Here is an 18,869-nt window from a genome sequence, read left to right as displayed (position 1 = left end):
GTATCAGTGGGGGAGGGTGGGCGTTCGGGCCGCGAGGAGCAGGCCCATGCGGTGGGTGTGGTCCTGGGGCCGGCCGATGTGCGCCCGCTCGGTGAACTCGTTCGTGCGCAGCGTGAGCAGCACGTCCCAGTCGCCGATGAAGTGCTGCCGCAAGCGTTCGGGGGAGGTGTAGTGCTCGACCAGGTGGTGGCGCTTCTCGACGGGCATCATGAACTCCGCGCCGAACAGCCCGCCCGGACAGACCAGACGCTGCATGCGATCGACGAACTCGGCGAGCGGGCGATGGTGGTTGGCACTGTAGTGCCACGAGCAGCTGGTCCAGATCGCGTCGCACGGGATGCTCAGGGGCTCGCCCTGAAGGAAGTCCTCTTCTACGACCCGCACTTGGCCGTAGAACTCTTCGAGCTTGAGTCGGTCGATCAGGCCCATCGCGTGGGCGCGATTGTCACCCGGGAGGTGGACCTGGCCACCGTGCAGGGCGAGTGCGTCGCGTTCGATGGCGATGACGCGGTATCCGGCGGCGGCGAGCGGCAGGACGAACTTGCCGTCGCTCGCTCCGACGACCGCGACAGTGGCGTCAGGTGCAACCCGCTCCCTCAGCGTGGCGAGGAACTGGGGGAAGAAGGTGAGGGTGTGCTCCCACAGGCTCTGTGTCTGCACGGGAGTGTGCTCCTTGCGTGTCGGTGGCGATGATCGCCTGGAGGACCTCGTCGGGGCTGAGGTCCGTGGTGTCCACGCGGTGCATCGGGAACGTGGCGTAGGCGTCGATCACCCGGTCCGTGACGGTCTCGACGAGGACGTCCCAGTGGGAGACCGACTTGTCCCTTGCGGAGAGGCGGCGCTGGCGCTCGTCCTCGGCGCAGACGAGGTGGTAGGTGACGGGCCGGGGCAGGGTGGGCGGCAGCGTGATGCCGAGGCCGGCCCCGAGGGCGCGGTGGTTGGCCAGGCAGCGGGCGAAATAGCTCTCCACGACGACGGGGACGCCGGCCGTAAGGTGGCGCCGTATCTCGTCGGCCGCAGTGAACAGCGCGGAGAGGTAGAGGCACATCCGCGCCTCGACGTTCCTCCGCCTGTCCACCTCATGTCTCAGGGGCTGGAAGACGGGTGGCACGGTGGGGACGAGGACGGCCTGACGGGCCTCGGCCAGCCTCGGCGCGATGGTCGACTTGCCGGTTCCCCGTAAGCCTTCGAGGCTCTCGAACAGCGGATGGTCAGGCACGGACGTACACCACGTCCGGCACCGCGAGCGTGAGCTCGTCCGTGGCGGAAGGCCGGTGGACGATGTGGTTGGCGGACTTCTCGTACCAGAACGCGTGCGAGTCCTTGCCGACTGCCTTGCAGGACATGGTGAGCGCGCCGCGCGGGTCGGCCTCGATCCGTTCGATCTCACCCGGGCTGTCGGCCGGAGCGCAGATATCCGGGGCGCCGTGCTCGGACAGGTCCTCGTCGACGATCACTTCGATGGACAGTTCGGCCGTCTGGAGTTCCTCGCGGAGCCTGCCGTAGGCGGTCGGGTTGGTGACCAGCAGCTCGGGGTGGTCTGCGGCGTTGCCGACCGCCCGCAGGTGGTGCAGCTTCAGCTGGCGCACGCCGAGGCGCGAGAGGGTTCGGGCCAGGGGAAGCACTTCGTCGATGTTCTGGGAGGTGACCGTCATGGTGACCCCGGTGGGGACACCGAGCCGTCGGGCGAGGGCGAGGGCCTCGAGCGCGCTCTGGTAGCTGCCGGGCTTGCGGATACGGTCGTTGGTCGAGCCGATCCCTTCCAAGGAGACGCGCAACAGGTCCAGGTGGGGAGCGATCTCGTTCAGGCGGCGCTCGATCCGGTACCCGTTCGTGCAGATCTCGACCCGCTGCCCCAGTTCCTCCTTGGCGTACCGGACGACCTGGGTGAGGTCCTTGTAGACGAACGGCTCCCCGCCGAGCAGGGTGACGGCCTCGGTGCCGTACTGCTCGCGCATCAGGGTGAGGAGGCTGACGGCCTGCTCGGCGGTGAAGGCGTCGGCGTGCTGGAGCCTCTTGCCGTGGAAGCAGTGGGCGCACTCGAAGTTGCAGCGGTACAGCAGCTGGAGGTACAGCATCCGGATCTTCCGGATCCCGGTGACTTCGCCGATCACGTGGGCTCCTTGGGCTGGTTGCCTGATGGGAGCCCTGATAGTGGCCGAGCGTCAGGGGACCGCATTACCGCGTCTAGGGACAGCCCAAGGACGTCCTGGGACGTTTCCCGTGCACCGCGAAGGTCTCCAGCAACCTGAGAAGTTGGGCGGTGTCCGAGAGATCCGGAAGGACCACGGAGGCGCCGGCGGCGGCCAGTTCCTCGGTGCTGTGGATGCCCGAGGCGACCGCGACGATCCCGGATTCTGTGGCGAGGGCGGCCTCAACGTCTCGTGGTGTGTCCCCCACCAGTACGGCGGGCACGTCGGCTGGCACGTCGTAGAGCCGCCGGGCCCGCTGGCGGGCGACCGCTACGAGGTCGGGACGGAGCTCAGCGTCAGCGCCGTAAGCGCCGACGGACAGGTCCAGGAGGGGATCGAGGCCGAAGGCGGACAGCTTCACGCGGGCGTTGGCGGCGATGTTGCCGGTCAGGACCGAGGAAATCCAGTCGTCATGTGCGGAAGCCGCCTTGAGTGCTGCGCGTACGCCTGGCAGCGCGGTCCCCCGTACCCGGAGATCGCCGAGACGCTCCTCTCCCGCATGGGCGAGGGCGGCCTCGACGGCGGGCCAGTCCGGCTCCGGCAGACCGTCTCGGAGGAACATGTCGCGCATGATCAGGCGATCCGTACGCCCCTCCGTGTGCGCCGGCCCGTTCGGTCGGCGTCCCGCGAGTGCCGAGAAGGCAGCCGCGTAGATATCCTTACTCACCCCCGCGTTCTCGATGAGGGTGTGGTCGATGTCCCACAGGACGATGAGCTCCATGCCGCCAGGGTAGGTACGTGACGCGACAGAGGTCCCACGAGAACGTCCCATAACGTCCTTGCGTGATCACGCCGGCCGCCGCTTCCATGGCCTCTGTGAACGAGCGACTGCACTCCGTACTCGCCCAGCGCGGCGTCTCACCCGAATCGCTCGCGGAAGTCTGCGAGGTGGACCCCAAGACGGTAAGTCGGTGGCTCGGCGGTCGCGTTCCCCACCCGCGGCACCGTTTTCGGGTCGCAGGCCACCTGAGGGTGGAGGAGACGTTCCTCTGGCCCGCCCCGCCACGGCGGGCAGCGCGGCCTGGTGACGGATTAGGCACCGAGCTCGTCGGCACCTACCAGAACCGCGCGAGTGTCCCGCGGGACATGTGGATCTCTCTGCTCCGGGAGGCTCGGGAGGAGATCGGCGTCCTTGTCTTCTCCGGTACCTTCTTCGCGCAGTCCAACCCGCATGTCGCCAAGATGCTGGTCGAGCGCGCCGCGGACGGCGTCCGAGTACGGCTGTGCTTCGGCGACCCGGAGGGCCAGGCAGTCGTCATCCGGGGCCGAGAAGAGGGAATCGGAGACACCCTGGCCGCCAAGATCAGGGCCTCCCTGACGTACTACCGCCTCCTGCTGGCCGAGACCGGATGCGAAGTGCGGCTGCACGACACCACGCTCTACACGTCCCTGTTCCGCTACGACGACAACCTGCTGGTCAACCCGCACGTGTGGGGCCAGCCGGCCAGCGCCAACCCCCTGCTCCACCTCAATAGGGCCGACGGCACAGGGTGGTTCGACAACTACGCTCAAAGCTTCGAAGCCGTCTGGGCCGGCGCACGGCCCTGGACACCCGACCAGGAGGGGACCGCCGCGCATGGGCAGGACTGAGTACTACAACGACCCCGCCGCTCCGAAGGCGAACACTCTCATCCCCGCCAGCAACCTGCTCGTCGTCGACGACAGCGGCGCGATCCTGCTCCAGCGCCGCCGCGACACCGGCCAGTGGGCGCTCCCGGGCGGAGCTCAGGACATCGGCGAGACGGCGGCACAGTGCGCGGTACGGGAATGCCTGGAGGAGACCGGCATCATCGCCGAGATCACGGGCTTCCTCGGCGTCTACACCAACCCGAATCACATCGTCGCCTACACCGACGGCGAGATCCGCCAGCAGTACGAGAACACCTACATCGGCCGCCCCGTCGGCGGCGAGCCCACGATCAACGACGAGGCCGACGGCGTCCGCTTCGTGAAGCCATCAGACCTCGACCAGTACGACATCCACCCCAGCATGCGCCAGCAGATCGGCGACTACCTCGCCGGCACCTACCCCTACCTGGGCTGAGCCGCCAGCGCCGCCTCCACCCGCTCCACGGAGGAGAAGACCTCCGGCGCCGCGCGTCGGATGAACCGCCCGACGACGCTGTCGGCCCCATAGCGGCCCAGGATCTCCGTGACCCGTTCCTGCGCGGTGGTCCGGCGGCCGTCGGGCGTGGTCGTCATGTCGCAATACACGAGCGCGTCCACCAGCAGTGGTTCGCCCAGCAGCGGGAACTCCGCCTCCAACTCGTCGCGTAGCCCGCGCTCCTCGGCCTCCAGCAAGGCGAACGAATGGTTCGCAACCAGCCGCACCAGCCGCTCGTCCGCCCCGTGCTCGTCACGGAGGAACCGGGCACCATCGAGCGGGTGAAACCCGGTCACCGCGAGCCGGGGCGCGTAACCGACGTCATGCAGCACGGCCGCAGCCACCAGCAGGTCGGCGTCCCCCCGCAGCACGTGACCGAGACCGACCGCTCGACGTTCGACGCCCCGGGAGTGCGCCCATCGTCGCGGTAGAACCGCGCCGAGTTCCACCTCGGCTACTCGGAACGCCCATTCCGCCAGAGGTTCATCCAATGCCCTGCCCCTCATCTGACTCCCTCGAAGTTGTCAGCAGAGTGCCTCGGCCACGCTCTCCACGAACGTGCACCACGCATTCCTGCCCACGGTAAGAACGGGCCCTCCGGGACGTTTCGAGTCCTGTACGAGCATGGCTTCGCTGCTGCGGGCGCACTCCACGCACTCGCCGCCCGAGCCGTTGCTATGGGAGGATTTGAACCACTGGAGGTTCAGCGACGGCACGCCAAGGGTGTTGTTCATCTCGCGTATTCCTTTAGCAATGTCTTGATTAGCTGGGCCGAGTGGTGAGGACTCGCGGCAGCAGCCCGCAGTTTGTCGAAGGCGCGCGTGTACTCGCGAACATCGTCGTTCCCCTCCAGGTAGATGGCGTCGGTGATGCCATCCCTGTACACGATGTCTGGATCTTCGGCGTCAGGGAAGCCCATCAGAGTGAACGATCCCGTGGCGGGATAGGGGCCGGCGTCAAAGCGCAGCACCTGGAGGGTGACGCTGGCCAGCTCGATCGATTCCAGAACTCGTTCCAGCTGTTCGCGCATCAGTCCGTGGTCACCGATCACGTTGCGCAGGGTGCTCTCATGGACCACGAACCAGGCATCGGGCGCGTCGGCGCGAGTGAGCATCGTCTGGCGTTCCATCCGTACCTGCACGGCTCGCTGGATGTCCAAGGCCGACATCTGATTCGTGGCCCGATGCAGCTCAGTGGCATACGCGGGTGTCTGCATCAGCCCCGGCAGGAACTCGCACTGATATTGCCGAAACGTCGACATGTCCTGCTCCAGGCCGATGTAGATGGAGAACCACGACGGGATTCCGCTGCCGTGCGCCTGCCACCAACCCTTCGTCTTCGCCTGCCGTGCCAGCGACTTGAGGAACTCTCGAAGCTCGTCGTCGGTCCCGTAGAAACGGCACAGCGCGTCGACGTCGGATGGCTGAACCCGCCCTGTACCCGTCTCCATGCGGTTCACCTTGGACCCGCTCCAGTCCAGTGCGTCACCGACCTGTGCGCAGGTGAAGTCGTTCGTCTCACGCAACTTCTTCAGTTCGATCGACAGTCGTCGGCGTCGAGCCGTGGGCGAACCGGCCATGTCAAACCTCGTTTCGCTAGCGGGTGTTCAGTCTCTGCGCCAGGGTGTGGCGTTGCCAATCACTCAAACGTGGGAATCCCTTCGTGCACATTGCATGAAGGGATTCGTGTCCTGCACGCTAGCGAGGCGAAGTACTCCCGTTGATGAGGAGAAGAGCATGGGGCATGAGGCATGCATGGCGAGACCGCCGTGGGAGCTCCCCTTCCTGGCGGAGCCAGGGGAAGTCGCTGCGCTCCGCAGGATCGTGCGAACCCACCTACGCGCGTGGGGTCTTCCCGATCAGACCGAGGTCGTTCAGGCGTGTGTGACTGAGCTGGTCGCGAACGTCATCAATCACGTCGGGATCGGCACACCGACCACACTCGCCCTGTCCATGCGCGACACCTATCTACGCATCGAGGTGTCCGACCCTGATACGCGTGCGCTGCCGACTCTCCTTCAGGCGACTACGAACTCGGAGTCGGGGAGGGGGATGCTCATGGTCGACGTTCTCTCTGATCGTTGGGGAGTGCAGCTCCGAGAGGACCGCAAGGTCACCTGGTGCGAGATCGCGACAGACCTCTCGGCGCCGAACGGCCACAGCGGTGGCGCGCGAGTCACCCGGGCGGAGGCGATGATCTCCCTTTACGGGGCGGCCAAGCTGCCTCGTCGCGGCACCTCAGCAACCTCGGCGTCGCAGCCGTGGAGGAATCCGCAGTCGATGTCATCTCCGACATCCTCCATTGGCTCCGCGCCCATGGCTGTGACCCGGAGACAGCCCTCGATCGCGCTCAGACTCATTTTGAGGCGGATGCGTCGCGAGGTTGACTGAGTGCCGTTCGGAACAGGAGGTGGAGGAGACCGCAGTCGTGTGCGGACTCCTCCAATATTGCGGTGCGCAAAGCGGTCAAATGCGCACCGCAAGCGGACTATTGCTCTGAGCCGGCATCCGTTGCGCGTCGAATTTCCGCCAGTATGAGCTTCTTCCGTTCACTCAAGAATTGATCGTAGTCATCTGAAGAAAGAGAGGAGTTCTCGCCCGTAGGGAGTAGGTGGGACTGGAGGATCCCGGAAACCTCTTCCTCACCCATTGCGTCGCTCATCGTGGCGATGTAAGTCGAGGGTGCGCGACTTCCGATGCTCTGATTGGTTCTCTTGTCGATCAATGCGCGGTTCAGGATGAGTTCCGGGCTGGCTGCGGTGAGGCTCGTTTCAAGATACTTCTTAGGGAATACATGGTGAGCATCAACGTTTTCCTGAAGAATCTTCTCGGGCGTCAGGATCGATCCGGTATGGAAGTCTCGTGCGCCGGCGCTAAGGGTCAGTGCCATGATGCCCTTGTAGAGGGCCTGCAGGTTCGTTCGAGCAGTGTCGAGGACGTCGTCGGAGAAGGAGAAGTCTCTAACTGCCTCTGGAATTGTCTCTTCTCCAGAAAGCCAGGCGGTCAGATCTGTGAAATCTCGCCCGGCTTGACTATTTCCTCCTTGATCGTAATTCCGACTGAATACTGAGCACCAGAAGAACCGGCGGATTTTCAGAAGCGCTGCACCGTTCTCCGCGCCGCGCTTTTCTTCGGCATCGTTCCATGCTGCTGCAAGAGGGACGATCATCATGGAATAGGGAAGCCACTTGGGGGCAAGAACCCCACACTCATCGCGCAGGAAGGTGAGTGCCCTGGCTGCCCCCTGCGCCACGCGGTCCCAGTGAAGATCGAGCTCCTCGGGCTTGAGTTCCAGCACGTCGCTTCGTTGCGCCGAGGCTGTTCTCCTCGTCCTTCCGAACGGATTCGACCTCCGTGTTGTGGCCAGGAGCGAAACAGCCTGCAGAAGGGAGTAGGCGTCGACATCGAATGCGCTGAGGATAGGGTGCTTCTGGCGAGCTGTCTCCCACATTTCTCGGAGGTCTACTCCGGCCGGCCAGAATCGAGCTGCCAGAAGCTCAAAAACGGTCAGCTTGATACCTGTCCGATTCAGTGTCTCGAAGATGCGACACACGGCGTCGAGCGGAGTGCTCTCGGGGAGCTCCACAACCGGGAATCGGTAGTTCCCGATAGGGCGCAAGTAGTTTCGGATTAGCTCACGAAGCTTCTGTCGCCGCTCCCGCCAGTCTTCGAAGAGGTCGGCTGCTACCTCCATCTCATCGAGCCACTCTTCGATCCTGTCCGATTCGATGAGAGCGAGAGGGAACAGTCCCATTTTGATCTCATCTGCCGCGCTTGACGGGGGACGCTTGCTGGCGGAGCGCGCATTATCCTCGCGGTACACGATTACGTCGTCCAAGCGGCTCGCGTCGAGCGGCCCGTCGTGGTCGAAGTGCAGCCCTTGGAGGGCGTTAAGGTCGACGTAGAACTTCTGGGATCCAACTCCACTGAGCGCGCGGAAGATTGACGTCATTCTCTGTTGGCCATCGAGAACTAGCGCAGCATTGTCCCGTAGGGGTGCATTGTCGAATCCTTCAAATCCACGCCGCCTGATCTGAGGCGTCTTCTGTTCCCAAAAGAGGAGGGTTCCGGCCGGATATCGAGCGATGATGGACACGAGGAGCTTCTGCGTGTCTGAAGGATCCCAAACGAAACTTCGCTGGAAGTCCGGTATTGCGAGCCTGCCTCGACGAATATCCGCCATTAGTTCGTTGATGGATGGCGTGTCGGGTGTGGAGAGCTGCTTCTTCGAGGGTGCTTCCCTGGATTCCATGGATGGCTACTCCGTCACGAGGGATTCTTGGTATGGCTGATGCGATTTTGCCGATTGGAGTGGCTTGCTCTGCTATCCGGCCGCAATGGTCGAATAGGTCCAGACATCCGCAGGGAGCTCATGTCGGAGTTTCCATGTGATTCCCATCGGCTTACTTCCCTTGTGCTCGACGTATTCCGCCGGCCCAAGCAGCATCCAGGGCTGTGGGCCGCCGATATCCGTTTTCTTGTAGCGGCGGGCGAAGAGGAGGACGTGGCTGCCGGAATCCTTGTGGGTTTGGTAGCGGACGCCCGTGGGGGAGGTCTCCGAGGTCTGGTTCTGGGACTCCCAGTGGAACAGGGTGTCGTTCAGGGCGTAGTCCCGGTAGCGCGTCTGGGGCGAGAAGTCCTTCTCGTCCTTCTCCAAAGTGATCAGCAGCGCATCCGTCTCAATGTCTTCGCACCACTTCACTCCCTCCCGGAAGTGGCCGGGCAGGAAGCCGCCGATGAAGGACTGGCCCAGAGCCGGCAGGATTTCTTCGCGGCTGTAGGAGGCGTGGACCGTCAAGGGGAGGTTGGCGAGTGGGCCGAAGAGGGGCACTGGGATGTGGTCGGTTCGGTCGAGGGCATACGCCAGGACCTGGCGGAGTTCGTCGCGGAGGGCGTGCTGGGGGCGTAGTGCATCCAGTGCGTCTTGGTAGTTGGAGTAGCCGCCACCCAGAGGCCACAGAGAGAAGAAGAGCATGCGGGCGTAAGCCCGCTCGATCTCGCTGAGCTTGCTGTAGGTAGGGGCGTCGTCGGCGAGGAGCCTCGTGTAGGTGTCCACCCGCCGGGGATCGTCGACGTGAAGGAACGCGGAGACACGCTTGAGCAGGGCGTCCTCACCCTGCGGGCCAGAGTGGGGGAGCAAGCTTGACCGGCGAAGGAGGCCAGTCCAGGAATTTCCGTTGCCGCGGTAGATATCTTTGAGCTCGCGCCCGCTCTCCTTGAGGTAGTCCGAGAGCCGGGGTTCGCCATACTGGCCGACTTCGCGGGCAAGCTGAGTCACGTTGACGCTGAGCTGGCTGCGGAGGTTGTCGATGATCAGCTCCTTGGCCTTGGACTCAAGGATGATCTGGCAGCCAGACGGCAGCTGGGGGAAGTCGTGCTCGATGGTCGCGAGCAGACGGTTCCTCGTGAGGTTGGTCAGTGCGCGGAACTGCTCCTCGAAGCGGAATTCCTTACGGTGCTGGCCGATGAAGTCCAGAACGGTCAGAACGGCCTTGCCTTCGCTGCGACGAAGCCCGCGTCCCAACTGCTGGAGGAAAACAGTGGCGCTGGACGTTGGACGCAGCAGAAGCAGCGTGTCGACGTCTGGGATGTCCAAGCCCTCGTTGAAGAGGTCGACGGAGAAGATCACTTGCAGGCTTCCGGAGCTAAGCGCAGCGAGTGCATCCCTGCGCTCGTCTCGCGGCGAGTCCCCTGACAGTGCCACAGCGTTGAGGCCTGCGCGGCGGAAGAAGTCCGCCATGAAGCGGGCGTGGGCCACCGAGACACAGAAGCCCAGGGCGCGCATAGAGCCCGGATCAGTGACCTTGTCCATCACCGCCTGTACGACGAGTCGTGCGCGGGCGTCGTTGCCGGTGAGCAGGTTGCTAAGCGCTGTGGCGTCGTACGCGCCGCGCTTCCACGTGATGGCGCTCATGTCGGTGTTGTCTGTGACACCGAAATAGTGGAACGGGCTCAGGAGGTCGTTCTCCAACGCCTCCCAGAGCCGCATCTCCGCTGCGATGCGACCGTCGAAGAACTCGTCCTGAACATTTCGACCGTCCATGCGCTCTGGCGTGGCGGTCAGGCCGAGCAGCTCGACGGGCGCGAAGTGATCGATGATCTTCCGATAGGTGGGCGACACACCATGGTGAAACTCATCGATGACGATGACGTCGAAATGATCGGAGGCAAGCCGCTCCAGCGTGCGAGTGTTGAGCGACTGGACGCTGGCGAAGACGTGGTTCCACTCTTCCGGGGCGAGGCCGCTGTGTAGCTCTTCACCGAAGTTGGCGTCCACGAGCACGTCTTGGTACGTGCGCAGGGACTGGCGCAGGATCTCCTGCCGGTGGGCGACAAAGAGGAGCCTCAAATCGCGGCCGTACGTCTGTCGCAGATGCTTGTAGTCGAGCGCAGCCATCACGGTCTTGCCGGTGCCGGTGGCCGCAACCAACAGGTTGCGGTGGCGGTCGTGGATCTCACGTTCCACTTCAAGACGCTCCAACATGTCCCGCTGGTGAGGGTAGGGGCGTACTTCGAGACCAGAGAGAGTGATGTGGCGGCCTGTGGTGTTGTTCGTTCCGCGGCCGGCGACATGGAGGGCTTCGTCGAGGCGCCTGGAGTCGTTGTCGGGGTCGTACGGTTCGAACGCCGAGTCGCTCCAGTATGAGTCGAAGGTCCCTTCGAACTTGCGGAGGACATCGGGCGTTGCGACGGACGAGAGGCGGACGTTCCACTCCAGTCCGTCAAGCAGAGCGGCCTTGGACAGGTTGGAACTGCCTACGTACGCCGTGTCGTAGCCGCTGTTGCGACGGAACAGCCAGGCCTTGGCGTGGAGACGCGTGGAGCGGAGCTCGTAGTTGACCTTGACCTCGGCGTTGAACCGCTGCACGAGACGGTCGAGGGCCCTTCGTTCGGTGGCGCCGATATACGTCGTGGTGATGACCCGGATGGGGACACCTCGTGCGTGGGCCGATTCGAGCGACTGCTCGATGACGCGAAGGCCGTGCCACTTCACAAAGGCGCACAAGAGATCAACGCGGTCAGCGGTGGCGAGCTCGGCCCGGAGTTCAAAGCCGAGGCTCGGGTCTTCGGGCGAGTTGGTGATGAGTGCGGTCTCTGACAGAGGTGTTGCGGGTCTGATCCGGTAGACCCCCTTTGCCTCTTGCTCGGCGATAGCCAGGAGCTGCCGAGGGCCGTCGGAGACGAGGTCGACCCACTCGCGAGCGCCCTCGATACTGCTCATCGACTCGAGGATGTGGTTGGCCGCGTGGACCCGCTCCGCTGCAGGCAGCTGCTCCAGGATGCGCCGGGCTGTGTCCGCAACATGCCGGGCGATGACGTGGGGCGCTGAAGCGGGTCCCACGGTGTCATCGATCGCATACCAGCCCCGGTCTGCGAGCCCCTTGAGCTGATTTTCAAGGCGCAAGGTGATGAGCTGCTCGTAGAGTCCCGAGATCGGCTCGTTGGCATCGATCGGACCGGCCATTGTCGTCCCCTCCCCGTTCAGACCATCCCAGTGATATCAGGCGTCACAGACAGTCGGATCACGGTATGGGGATATCCGGCTCCGTCACTCCGCCCCGTGGCACTCCCCGTACGTCCGCCCCGACCCGCACCAGCACGGAGCGCCCAGTGACGGGGGCCAGGCAGCCGCGCGGCCTCTGGCTGCCAGGGTTGTGGCGTATTGGGGGAGGAGGGAGGGGTTGGCGGGGGTGGTGGATTCTGAGGCGGCGAAGGCTTCGTATGACGGGACCGTGGCCGGGACGATGCCCAGGTTGGGGGTGCCGGCTGCCGCCAGTTCGCGGAGGGAGGCTTCGATGTCCGTCAGGTGGGCTCGGTACGTGGGGTACTCGGATTCCAGCTCCGGGTACGAGGTCAGGAGTTCGTCCAGTTCCCGTTCCGGCCAGTGCAGGACCGCCACCGGGAACGGGCGGGAGAGGGCCGTGCGGTAGCTGCCCAGTTCGCTGCGGAGCCTGGTGATCTCCGCCTGGAGTTCCGCCGGGTCGGACGAGCCCAGCGACCACAGGCGCTTCGGGTCGTGCAGCTCGTCCAGCGGGACCTCCGCCGTGTGGAGGGTGTCCGCCAGCGTGTCCCAGTCGTCGTGCGGCAGCGCCAGCATCCTGCGGATCCTGTGGCGTGTCACCAGGAGCGACTGCGTGGGGTGGGGGAGGTCGTCCTTCAGCGGCGCCAGGTTGGTTGCCGCCTCCGTCGCCACTTCCTCCGCCAGCGTCAGTTCGTCGTGGCTCTCCAGCGTCTCCGCCACGATCTCCCACGGCTCCGCCTCCGCCGGCCGCGCCGCCCGGAGGCCCTCGATGATCGCCCTCGCCTCCGCCTCGTGGCCGTACTCCCACAGGTTCGCCGCCTTCAGCGCCCTGATCAGGTTCGGGTTCTCCGGAGCGTCCGACAGGAGTGAGTCATAGAGCTTCGTTGCGCCTGCGCGGTCGTCCGCCAGTTCCAGGTGGGCCGCCGCCCGGAGCAACAGGGCTTCCCTGTCCTCCGGGTACCGCGCGGCGGTGCGCAGCAGGCGCTCGGCTTCGGTGGCGTGGTCGGCAGGCATGTCGGGGCGCATGCTGACCACCGTACTGCTGTACGGCCCTGGAGAGTTGGCGCCCCAGCACCTATCGTGCCCCGCGTGCGGGACAGGGTGCGTGAGCGGGTGCCGGTGGTAGTCCAGACGTGTGGGGTGCGGAGCACGCCCGCCCGGGTGCTGTGGGTCTGCGCCGAGGCCGTCGTCACCTGCGGGGTTGTCCTGATGCTTCTCGTCGTCCACCAGCTCTGGTGGACCAACCAGCAGGCCCGCGCCCAGGCCGGCGAGCAGGTACGTGTCCTTGAGCGGGAGTGGGAGGGGGAGCGGGAGTCGGAGCTCGAGTGGGGGGGATCACCCGAAGTCGCACCCGAAGTCGAACCCGCACCCGAAGCCACGCCCGAAGCCACGCCCGAGCCCGTCCCCGTCCCCGTCCCCGCCCCCGACACCGCCTCCCCTCCCCCCTCCTCCCTCGCCTACGCCATCATCCGCATCCCCCGCATCGGCCTCACCGCCCCCATCGCCCGCGGCGTCGGCAAGCGGTCCGTCCTCGACCGCGGGTACGTCGGGCACTACCCGAACACCGCCGCCCCCGGGCAGACCGGCAACTTCGCCCTCGCCGGGCACCGCAACACCCACGGCGAGCCCTTCCGGTACATCAACCGGCTCCAGAAGGGCGACCGCATTCGTGTGCAGACCCGGGACGCCTCCTACGAGTACGTCGTCGATCAAGTACTCGCCCAGACCGCGCCCCGCGACACCGGCGTCATCCAGCCCGTCCCCCGCTCCCTCGTCAAGCCCTCCTACGGCTACTCCCGACCCGGCGCCTATCTGACCCTCACCACCTGCACCCCCGAATTCAGCTCCACCTACCGGCTCATCGTGTGGGCCAAGCGTGTATAACGGCATGAGGAAACAGAACGGCTAGGAGGCGCCTCGTGATCCACGGGCTTCTGCTGCGCCTCGTCGCTCCCCTGTTCTTCCTTCTCGCCCTCGGCGACCTCCTGCTCTCCGACGGGTCCAGCCTCTCCGCCGCCGTCGCCCTCGCCGCGACCAGCGTCGTCTGCGCCCTCATCGGCGCCGCCGCGCCCGCGCCCGTACCCCCCACCCGGGTACGCACCGCCCTGCGCGACCGTGAGCAACGCACCGCCTTCCTGCCCCAGCGCGACCCCGACGCCTCCGGGCGCCGGCGGCCCCGAGCACCCGGCCGTCCCCTCCCGACGGCCGCGTAGGTAGACACAGCACTCCCTCGCTCCCTCCTGCGTGGATCCGTCATGCCGATCTCCTTCATTCCGGCACGACGAGACCCCGGAGGGTCCCATGTCCGTTTTCGCCACCCTGGTCGAGCGCCTCGCCGACCTGCTCCAGCCGCTCTTCGCCACCACCGCGACCGCCGCCGCCATCGTCCTGTTCACCATGGCCATCCGGCTCGCCATCCACCCCCTCTCCCGGGCCGCCGCCCGCGGCCAGAAGGCCCGCACCCGCCTCGCCCCGCAGCTCGCGGAGCTGCGCACCCGCCACGCCAAGGATCCCGAGCGGCTCAAGAAGGCCGTCACGGAGCTGCATGCCAAGGAGAAGGTCTCGCCCTTCGCCGGCTGCCTGCCGAGCCTCCTCCAGGCGCCCGCGTTCTTCCTCATGTACCACCTGTTCTCCGGCGACCGCATGGCCGGACACAGCCTCTTCGCCGCCCCGCTCGGCGACCACTACGCCGACGCCCTCGCCGACGGGCCATTCAGTCCCGCTGGGCTCGTTTATCTCGTTCTCTTCGCCGTCGTTCTCGTCGTCGCCGGCTTCAACTACCGGCGTACGAAGGCGCAGCTCGCCGCCCAGCCCCTCGACACCGGCCTCCCCCCGACCCCCGGCGCCGAGACCATCAACAAGGTGATGCCGCTGCTCTCCTTCGCCACCCTGATCACGGTCGCCGTCGTCCCGCTCGCCGCTGCCCTGTACGTCGTCACCAGCACCACCTGGACGGTCTTCGAGCGCGCCCTCCTGTACCGGGGGCACGCGGGCGAGCCCGCCACCGAGGCCCTTGCTACTCGCGCGTAAGGGTCCAGTCCGTGAACGGGGTCTTGCAGAGTGGTCGGTTCTCTTGGAGGATCGACCAACCTCCGATGGCCGCAACCCATCGGCCGGGGATCAGCTGGGCCGCACTCCGGGCCCACCTCGACCACAGGGAGAAGACCATGAAGCTGCTGCGAGTCGGTCCGGCGGGTGCCGAGCGTCCCGCCCTGCTCGACCAGGACGGGACGCTGCGCGACCTGTCCGCGCTGGTCGACGACATCGACGGCAGCCTGCTTGCCGACGCGTCCGGCCTCGAGCGGATCCGGGCCGCCCTCGGCGCCGGCGTGCTGCCCGCGCTCGACGCGACCGGGCTGCGGGTCGGCCCGCCGGTCGGCCGGATCGGCAAGGTCGTGTGCATCGGGCTGAACTACCACGGTCACGCCGCCGAGACCGGTGCCGCGACCCCCGCCGAGCCCGTCGTCTTCCTCAAGGCCGCCGACACCGTCGTCGGCCCGGACGACACCGTCCTCGTACCGCGCCGTAGCGTCAAGACGGACTGGGAGGTCGAGCTCGCCATCGTCATCGGCCGCACCGCGCGCTACCTGGAGTCCGACGAGCAGGCCCTCGCCCACGTCGCCGGCTACGCCGTCGCCCACGACGTCTCCGAGCGCGAGTTCCAGATCGAGCGCGGCGGCACCTGGGACAAGGGCAAGAACTGCGAGACCTTCAACCCGCTCGGGCCGTGGCTGGTCACCGCCGACGAGGTGCCGGACCCGCAGGCGCTCGGCCTCCGGCTCTGGGTCAACGGCGAGCTGAAGCAGGACGGCAACACCTCCGACCAGATCTTCCCGGTCGCGGAGGTCGTCCGTTACGTCAGCCAGTTCATGACCCTCCACCCCGGCGACATCATCAACACCGGCACCCCGGCCGGCGTCGCGATGGGGCAGCCCGAGCCCAAGCCGTACCTGCGCGCCGGTGACGTCGTGGAGCTGGAGATCGACGGGCTCGGCCGCCAGCGTCAGCAGCTCAAGGACGCCTGACCCCGGCTGACCCCGAATATCGGCATTGAGTGATTCGGGCGTCGCGCCGCTCGGTGCGGCGCCCGAATCTCGGTGCGCGCCCGGATCGTGGTGCGCGGATCGTGGTGCGCGCACGAATCTCGGTGCGGCGCCCGAATCGCGGTGCGCGCCCGGATCAGGTCCTCCCTCAGCCGACTACCGCGTCCCCGCCGAGCCACCGCTCCAGTGCCTCGACCACCATCGCGTGGTCCTCGGTCTGCGGCAGGCCCGATACCGTCACCGAGCCGATCACTCCGGCGCCCTCGACCGCGATCGGGAACGAACCGCCGTGCGCCGCGTACAAGTCCGGGTCCAGGCGGGAGGAGTCCTCGAACGTCTTCCCCTTGGCCCGGAACCGGGCGCTGACCAGGAACGAGCTCTCGCCGTACCGCTCCACCACCCGGCGCTTGCGGTCGATCCACGCGTCGTTGTCCGCGCTCGAACCCGGCAGCGCGCAGTGGAAGAGCTGCTGCGCGCCACGCCGGATGTCGACCGCGACCGGCGCCTCGCGCAGCCGCGCCATCTCGACCAGCAGAGAGCCGAGGGCCCAGGCGTCCTCGTACGTGAAGTGGCGGAGGACCAGGTTCCGTTCCTGCGCCTCCAGTTCGGCCACTTCGGTCACATTGTCTGCGTCGGTGCTCACAGCGACACCACCACTCCCTCGTGGGCGGATCGGCGCGCCGCCTCCAGTACGTCCAGGGCGGCCGCGGCCTCGTGGGCGGTGACCGGGTTCGTACCGGTGCCGCGGACGGCGGCGGCGACGGCCGCGTAGTACGCCGGGTAGTCGCCCGGCGCCGTCTCCACCGGGATCCCGCCGCCGGTCAGCGGCGACTCGCCGGCGCCGAGCCGGCCCCAGAGCGACTCCGGCTCCACGCCCCACGCCACGCGCGGCTCCGGGAGCAGCCCCTCGCGCAGGTCGGCCTCCTGGGGGTCGAGGCCGTACTTCACGAATCCGGCGCTCGACCCCAGGACGCGGAAGCGCGGGCCGAGCTGCGCGGTCGTGGCGCTCACGTACAGATGGGAGCGGACGCCGTTCGCGTGCGTGATCGCGAGGAACGTGTCGTCGTCGGTCTCCGCGCCCGGGCGGCGGACATCGGCCTCCGCGTACACCCGGACCGCCGGGCCGAAGAGCACCAGGGCCTGGTCGACGACGTGGCTGCCGAGGTCGTAGAGCAGGCCGCCGATCTCCTCCGGTGCGCCGGACTCGCGCCAGCCGCCCTTGAGCTGCGGGCGCCAGCGCTCGAACCGGGACTCGAAGCGCTGGACCTCGCCGAGCGAACCGTCCGCGATCAGGCGGCGCAGGGTGAGGAAGTCGTTGTCCCAGCGGCGGTTCTGGAAGACGGACAGGACCAGGCCCCGCTCCTCGGCGAGGGCGGCGAGCCCGCGCGCCTCGGCGGCGGTGCCCGCGACCGGCTTGTCCACGACGACCGGGAGGCCGGCGGTGAGGGCGGCGGTGGCGATCGGCACGTGCGTCTTGTTGGGGGAGGCGACGACGATCAGATCGAGCTCGTCCGCCCGCGCCCACAGCTCCTCGGGGGAGTCCGCGACCCGTACGCCGGGGTGCGCGGCGCGCGCCTGCGCCTGGCGCTCCGGGTTGCCGGTGGTGACCGTGTCGAGGACGAGGCCGTCGGTGGCGGCGATCAGCGGGGCGTGGAAGACGGAGCCCGCGAGGCCGTAGCCGACGAGTCCGACGCGGAGGGGGGCGGTGTCGGTGCCAGTCATGAACCCAGTCATGGGTTCCACTTAAGCAACGCTGTTGCCAAAGTGCAAGCGAGGGGGAGAATGGGGTGGTGAACAGGAGTGTCAGGAGTTCCGGGAGCCCCAGGTCGGAGGCGGGAGCCAACCTGCCCGCGCTGCGCAGCCACAATGCCGCGCTCGTCCTCGACCTGCTGCGGACGGCGGGGGAGGCGGGCATCAGCCGCCTGGAGCTGGCCGAGCGGACCGGGCTCACCCCGCAGGCGGTCAGCAAGATCACGGCGCGGCTGCGGGAGCAGGGTCTCGTACGGGAGGCCGGTCACCGGGCCTCGACCGGCGGCAAGCCCCGCACCGTCCTGCGGCTCGTCCCCTCGGCCGCGTACGCGGTGGGCGTGCACCTGGACCGCGACGAGCTGACGACCGTCCTGGTGGACCTGGCGGGGGTACGGGTCGCGGTCCGGCGCACCCCGCTGGACCTGGGCGCGGGTGCGGAGGCCGTGTTCGGTGTGGTCGAGCGCGAGGTGGGTGCGGTGGCGGGGGAGGTGCGCGGGGAGGTTCCGGGGGAGGTGTCGGGAGACGGGGCCGGCCCCGCCGTGCTCGGTGCCGGGGTCGCCATGCCCGGGCCGCTCGACCACTCCTCCGGTACGCCCGGGCGCGTCACCGGGTATCCCGAGTGGGAGGGCGTTCCCCTACGGGACGAACTCGCGCGTCGGCTCGCCCTGCCCGTCGCCCTGGACAAGGACACCAACGCCGCCGCCCTCGGCCTCGCCCTCCACGCCACCGCCCCCGCCGCCGACTCGTTCGCGTATCTGCACCTCGGTACGGGGCTCGGCTCCGGGCTCGTCCTCGGCGGCGCCCTCCACCGGGGGGCCAGAACCGGGGCGGGGGAGTTCGGGCACCAGACCGTCCTGCTCGACGGGCCGCCCTGCGGCTGCGGCGGGCGCGGCTGCCTGGAGGTCCTCTGCCTGGCGGCCGTCGCGCGCGGCGACCTGCCCGAGGCGGCGCGCGTGCTCGGTACCGGCGCCGTGAATCTCGTACGGCTCCTGGACATCGACCGGGTCGTCCTCGGCGGCCGGGTCGTGGCCGCCGAACCCGAGGCCTTCGTGGCCGGCGTCGGCGCGGTCCTCGCCGGGGCGGGCCTGGGGACGCCGGTCTCGGGCGCGACGTCCGCGTACGCCGTCGCCGAGGGCGCGGCGCAGCTGATCCTCGCGCCGCTGTTCGGAAAGTAGCCCGCTCGGAAGCAGCCCACCCGGAAGTAGCCCACCCGGAAGTAGCCCGCTCGGAAGTAGCCCGCTCGGAAGCAGCCCACCCGGA

At 67.4% G+C, this 18,869-nt stretch carries 20 protein-coding genes; 8 read left to right on the top strand and 12 right to left on the bottom strand.

All coding sequences use genetic code 11. The features are described from left to right. Positions 1-3: 3 nt before the first annotated feature. The 4 genes from Q5762_RS13095 to Q5762_RS13080 all read right to left on the bottom strand — a co-directional run bounded on the left by Q5762_RS13095 (position 4) and on the right by Q5762_RS13080 (position 2,913). Entirely contained in the window at positions 4-660 is a 657-nt protein-coding gene (locus Q5762_RS13095; RefSeq protein ID WP_315892213.1) for an SAM-dependent methyltransferase, read from the bottom strand. Then, the gene (locus Q5762_RS13090) at positions 578-1,219 is read right to left on the bottom strand and encodes a hypothetical protein (RefSeq protein WP_315892212.1); all 642 of its coding nucleotides are present in this window, start codon (positions 1,217-1,219) and stop codon (positions 578-580) included. The genes Q5762_RS13095 and Q5762_RS13090 overlap by 83 nt, the downstream gene beginning before the upstream one ends. Next, positions 1,212-2,114, bottom strand: a complete 903-nt coding sequence (locus Q5762_RS13085) for a radical SAM protein (protein WP_315892211.1) — start codon at positions 2,112-2,114, stop codon at positions 1,212-1,214. The genes Q5762_RS13090 and Q5762_RS13085 overlap by 8 nt, the downstream gene beginning before the upstream one ends. 73 nt (positions 2,115-2,187) lie before the next feature. Then, positions 2,188-2,913: a haloacid dehalogenase-like hydrolase gene (locus Q5762_RS13080; protein WP_315892210.1), complete on the bottom strand. Its 726-nt coding sequence runs from the start codon at positions 2,911-2,913 to the stop codon at positions 2,188-2,190. Between the two features lie 95 nt (positions 2,914-3,008). Between Q5762_RS13080 and Q5762_RS13075 the strand changes: the two genes are divergently transcribed. Both Q5762_RS13075 and Q5762_RS13070 read left to right on the top strand, forming a co-directional pair. Beyond that, a complete protein-coding gene (locus Q5762_RS13075; protein ID WP_315892327.1) occupies positions 3,009-3,782 on the top strand; it encodes an XRE family transcriptional regulator in 774 nt (257 codons plus the stop codon). Next, positions 3,769-4,236 (top strand): NUDIX domain-containing protein, encoded by a 468-nt coding sequence (locus Q5762_RS13070; protein WP_315892209.1) that lies wholly within the window; start codon positions 3,769-3,771, stop codon positions 4,234-4,236. The genes Q5762_RS13075 and Q5762_RS13070 overlap by 14 nt, the downstream gene beginning before the upstream one ends. Here Q5762_RS13070 and Q5762_RS13065 read toward each other — a convergent pair. Genes Q5762_RS13065 through Q5762_RS13055 form a run of 3 tightly spaced genes read right to left on the bottom strand, consistent with a single transcriptional unit; the run spans position 4,224 to position 5,875 of the window. Further along, positions 4,224-4,787, bottom strand: a complete 564-nt coding sequence (locus tag Q5762_RS13065) for an HD domain-containing protein (protein WP_399495043.1) — start codon at positions 4,785-4,787, stop codon at positions 4,224-4,226. The two genes, Q5762_RS13070 and Q5762_RS13065, sit on opposite strands and share 13 nt — an antisense overlap. Positions 4,788-4,820: 33 nt before the next feature. Then, the gene (locus Q5762_RS13060) at positions 4,821-5,030 is read right to left on the bottom strand and encodes a DUF397 domain-containing protein (protein WP_315892207.1); all 210 of its coding nucleotides are present in this window, start codon (positions 5,028-5,030) and stop codon (positions 4,821-4,823) included. Beyond that, positions 5,027-5,875, bottom strand: a complete 849-nt coding sequence (locus Q5762_RS13055; RefSeq protein ID WP_315892206.1) for a helix-turn-helix transcriptional regulator — start codon at positions 5,873-5,875, stop codon at positions 5,027-5,029. The genes Q5762_RS13060 and Q5762_RS13055 overlap by 4 nt, the downstream gene beginning before the upstream one ends. 157 nt (positions 5,876-6,032) lie before the next feature. Between Q5762_RS13055 and Q5762_RS13050 the strand changes: the two genes are divergently transcribed. After that, positions 6,033-6,686 carry an ATP-binding protein gene (locus Q5762_RS13050; RefSeq protein WP_315892205.1) on the top strand — a complete coding sequence of 218 codons (654 nt, stop codon included), beginning with the start codon at positions 6,033-6,035 and terminating at the stop codon, positions 6,684-6,686. A 97-nt stretch (positions 6,687-6,783) separates the two neighbouring features. Here the strand turns inward: Q5762_RS13050 and Q5762_RS13045 are convergent, their stop codons facing one another. The 3 genes from Q5762_RS13045 to Q5762_RS13035 all read right to left on the bottom strand — a co-directional run bounded on the left by Q5762_RS13045 (position 6,784) and on the right by Q5762_RS13035 (position 12,843). Continuing rightward, complete coding sequence (locus Q5762_RS13045; RefSeq protein WP_315892204.1) at positions 6,784-8,547, bottom strand: DUF262 domain-containing protein; 1,764 nt, start codon at positions 8,545-8,547, stop codon at positions 6,784-6,786. A gap of 72 nt (positions 8,548-8,619) precedes the next feature. After that, on the bottom strand, positions 8,620-11,760 hold the full coding sequence (locus Q5762_RS13040) for a DUF3427 domain-containing protein (protein WP_315892203.1): 3,141 nt from the start codon (positions 11,758-11,760) through the stop codon (positions 8,620-8,622). A gap of 84 nt (positions 11,761-11,844) precedes the next feature. After that, entirely contained in the window at positions 11,845-12,843 is a 999-nt protein-coding gene (locus Q5762_RS13035; protein WP_315892202.1) for an SEC-C domain-containing protein, read from the bottom strand. Positions 12,844-12,906: 63 nt separating this feature from the next. Between Q5762_RS13035 and Q5762_RS13030 the strand changes: the two genes are divergently transcribed. The 4 genes from Q5762_RS13030 to Q5762_RS13015 all read left to right on the top strand — a co-directional run bounded on the left by Q5762_RS13030 (position 12,907) and on the right by Q5762_RS13015 (position 15,842). Beyond that, positions 12,907-13,701 carry a class E sortase gene (locus Q5762_RS13030; RefSeq protein ID WP_315892201.1) on the top strand — a complete coding sequence of 265 codons (795 nt, stop codon included), beginning with the start codon at positions 12,907-12,909 and terminating at the stop codon, positions 13,699-13,701. 35 nt (positions 13,702-13,736) lie between these two features. Next, positions 13,737-14,030 (top strand): DUF6412 domain-containing protein, encoded by a 294-nt coding sequence (locus Q5762_RS13025; protein WP_399495039.1) that lies wholly within the window; start codon positions 13,737-13,739, stop codon positions 14,028-14,030. 88 nt (positions 14,031-14,118) lie between these two features. Then, complete coding sequence (locus Q5762_RS13020) at positions 14,119-14,847, top strand: membrane protein insertase YidC (protein ID WP_315892200.1); 729 nt, start codon at positions 14,119-14,121, stop codon at positions 14,845-14,847. Positions 14,848-14,984: 137 nt separating this feature from the next. Then, entirely contained in the window at positions 14,985-15,842 is an 858-nt protein-coding gene (locus tag Q5762_RS13015) for a fumarylacetoacetate hydrolase family protein (RefSeq protein ID WP_315892199.1), read from the top strand. A gap of 166 nt (positions 15,843-16,008) precedes the next feature. Here Q5762_RS13015 and Q5762_RS13010 read toward each other — a convergent pair whose 3' ends face one another. Together Q5762_RS13010 and Q5762_RS13005 are read right to left on the bottom strand one after the other, a co-directional pair. After that, positions 16,009-16,503, bottom strand: a complete 495-nt coding sequence (locus tag Q5762_RS13010) for a heme-degrading domain-containing protein (protein ID WP_315892198.1) — start codon at positions 16,501-16,503, stop codon at positions 16,009-16,011. Then, a complete protein-coding gene (locus tag Q5762_RS13005; RefSeq protein ID WP_315892197.1) occupies positions 16,500-17,582 on the bottom strand; it encodes a Gfo/Idh/MocA family oxidoreductase in 1,083 nt (360 codons plus the stop codon). The genes Q5762_RS13010 and Q5762_RS13005 overlap by 4 nt, the downstream gene beginning before the upstream one ends. Positions 17,583-17,650: 68 nt before the next feature. Between Q5762_RS13005 and Q5762_RS13000 the strand changes: the two genes are divergently transcribed. Continuing rightward, the gene (locus Q5762_RS13000; RefSeq protein WP_315892196.1) at positions 17,651-18,784 is read left to right on the top strand and encodes an ROK family transcriptional regulator; all 1,134 of its coding nucleotides are present in this window, start codon (positions 17,651-17,653) and stop codon (positions 18,782-18,784) included. Positions 18,785-18,869: the final 85 nt, after the last annotated feature.

Origin of the sequence: Streptomyces sp. P9(2023), assembly GCF_032436795.1 — a bacterium.
Taxonomy (GTDB): Bacteria; Actinomycetota; Actinomycetes; order Streptomycetales; family Streptomycetaceae; genus Streptomyces.
Note: the sequence above shows the minus strand (reverse complement) of the source record. Positions and strands in the feature narration are given on the sequence as shown.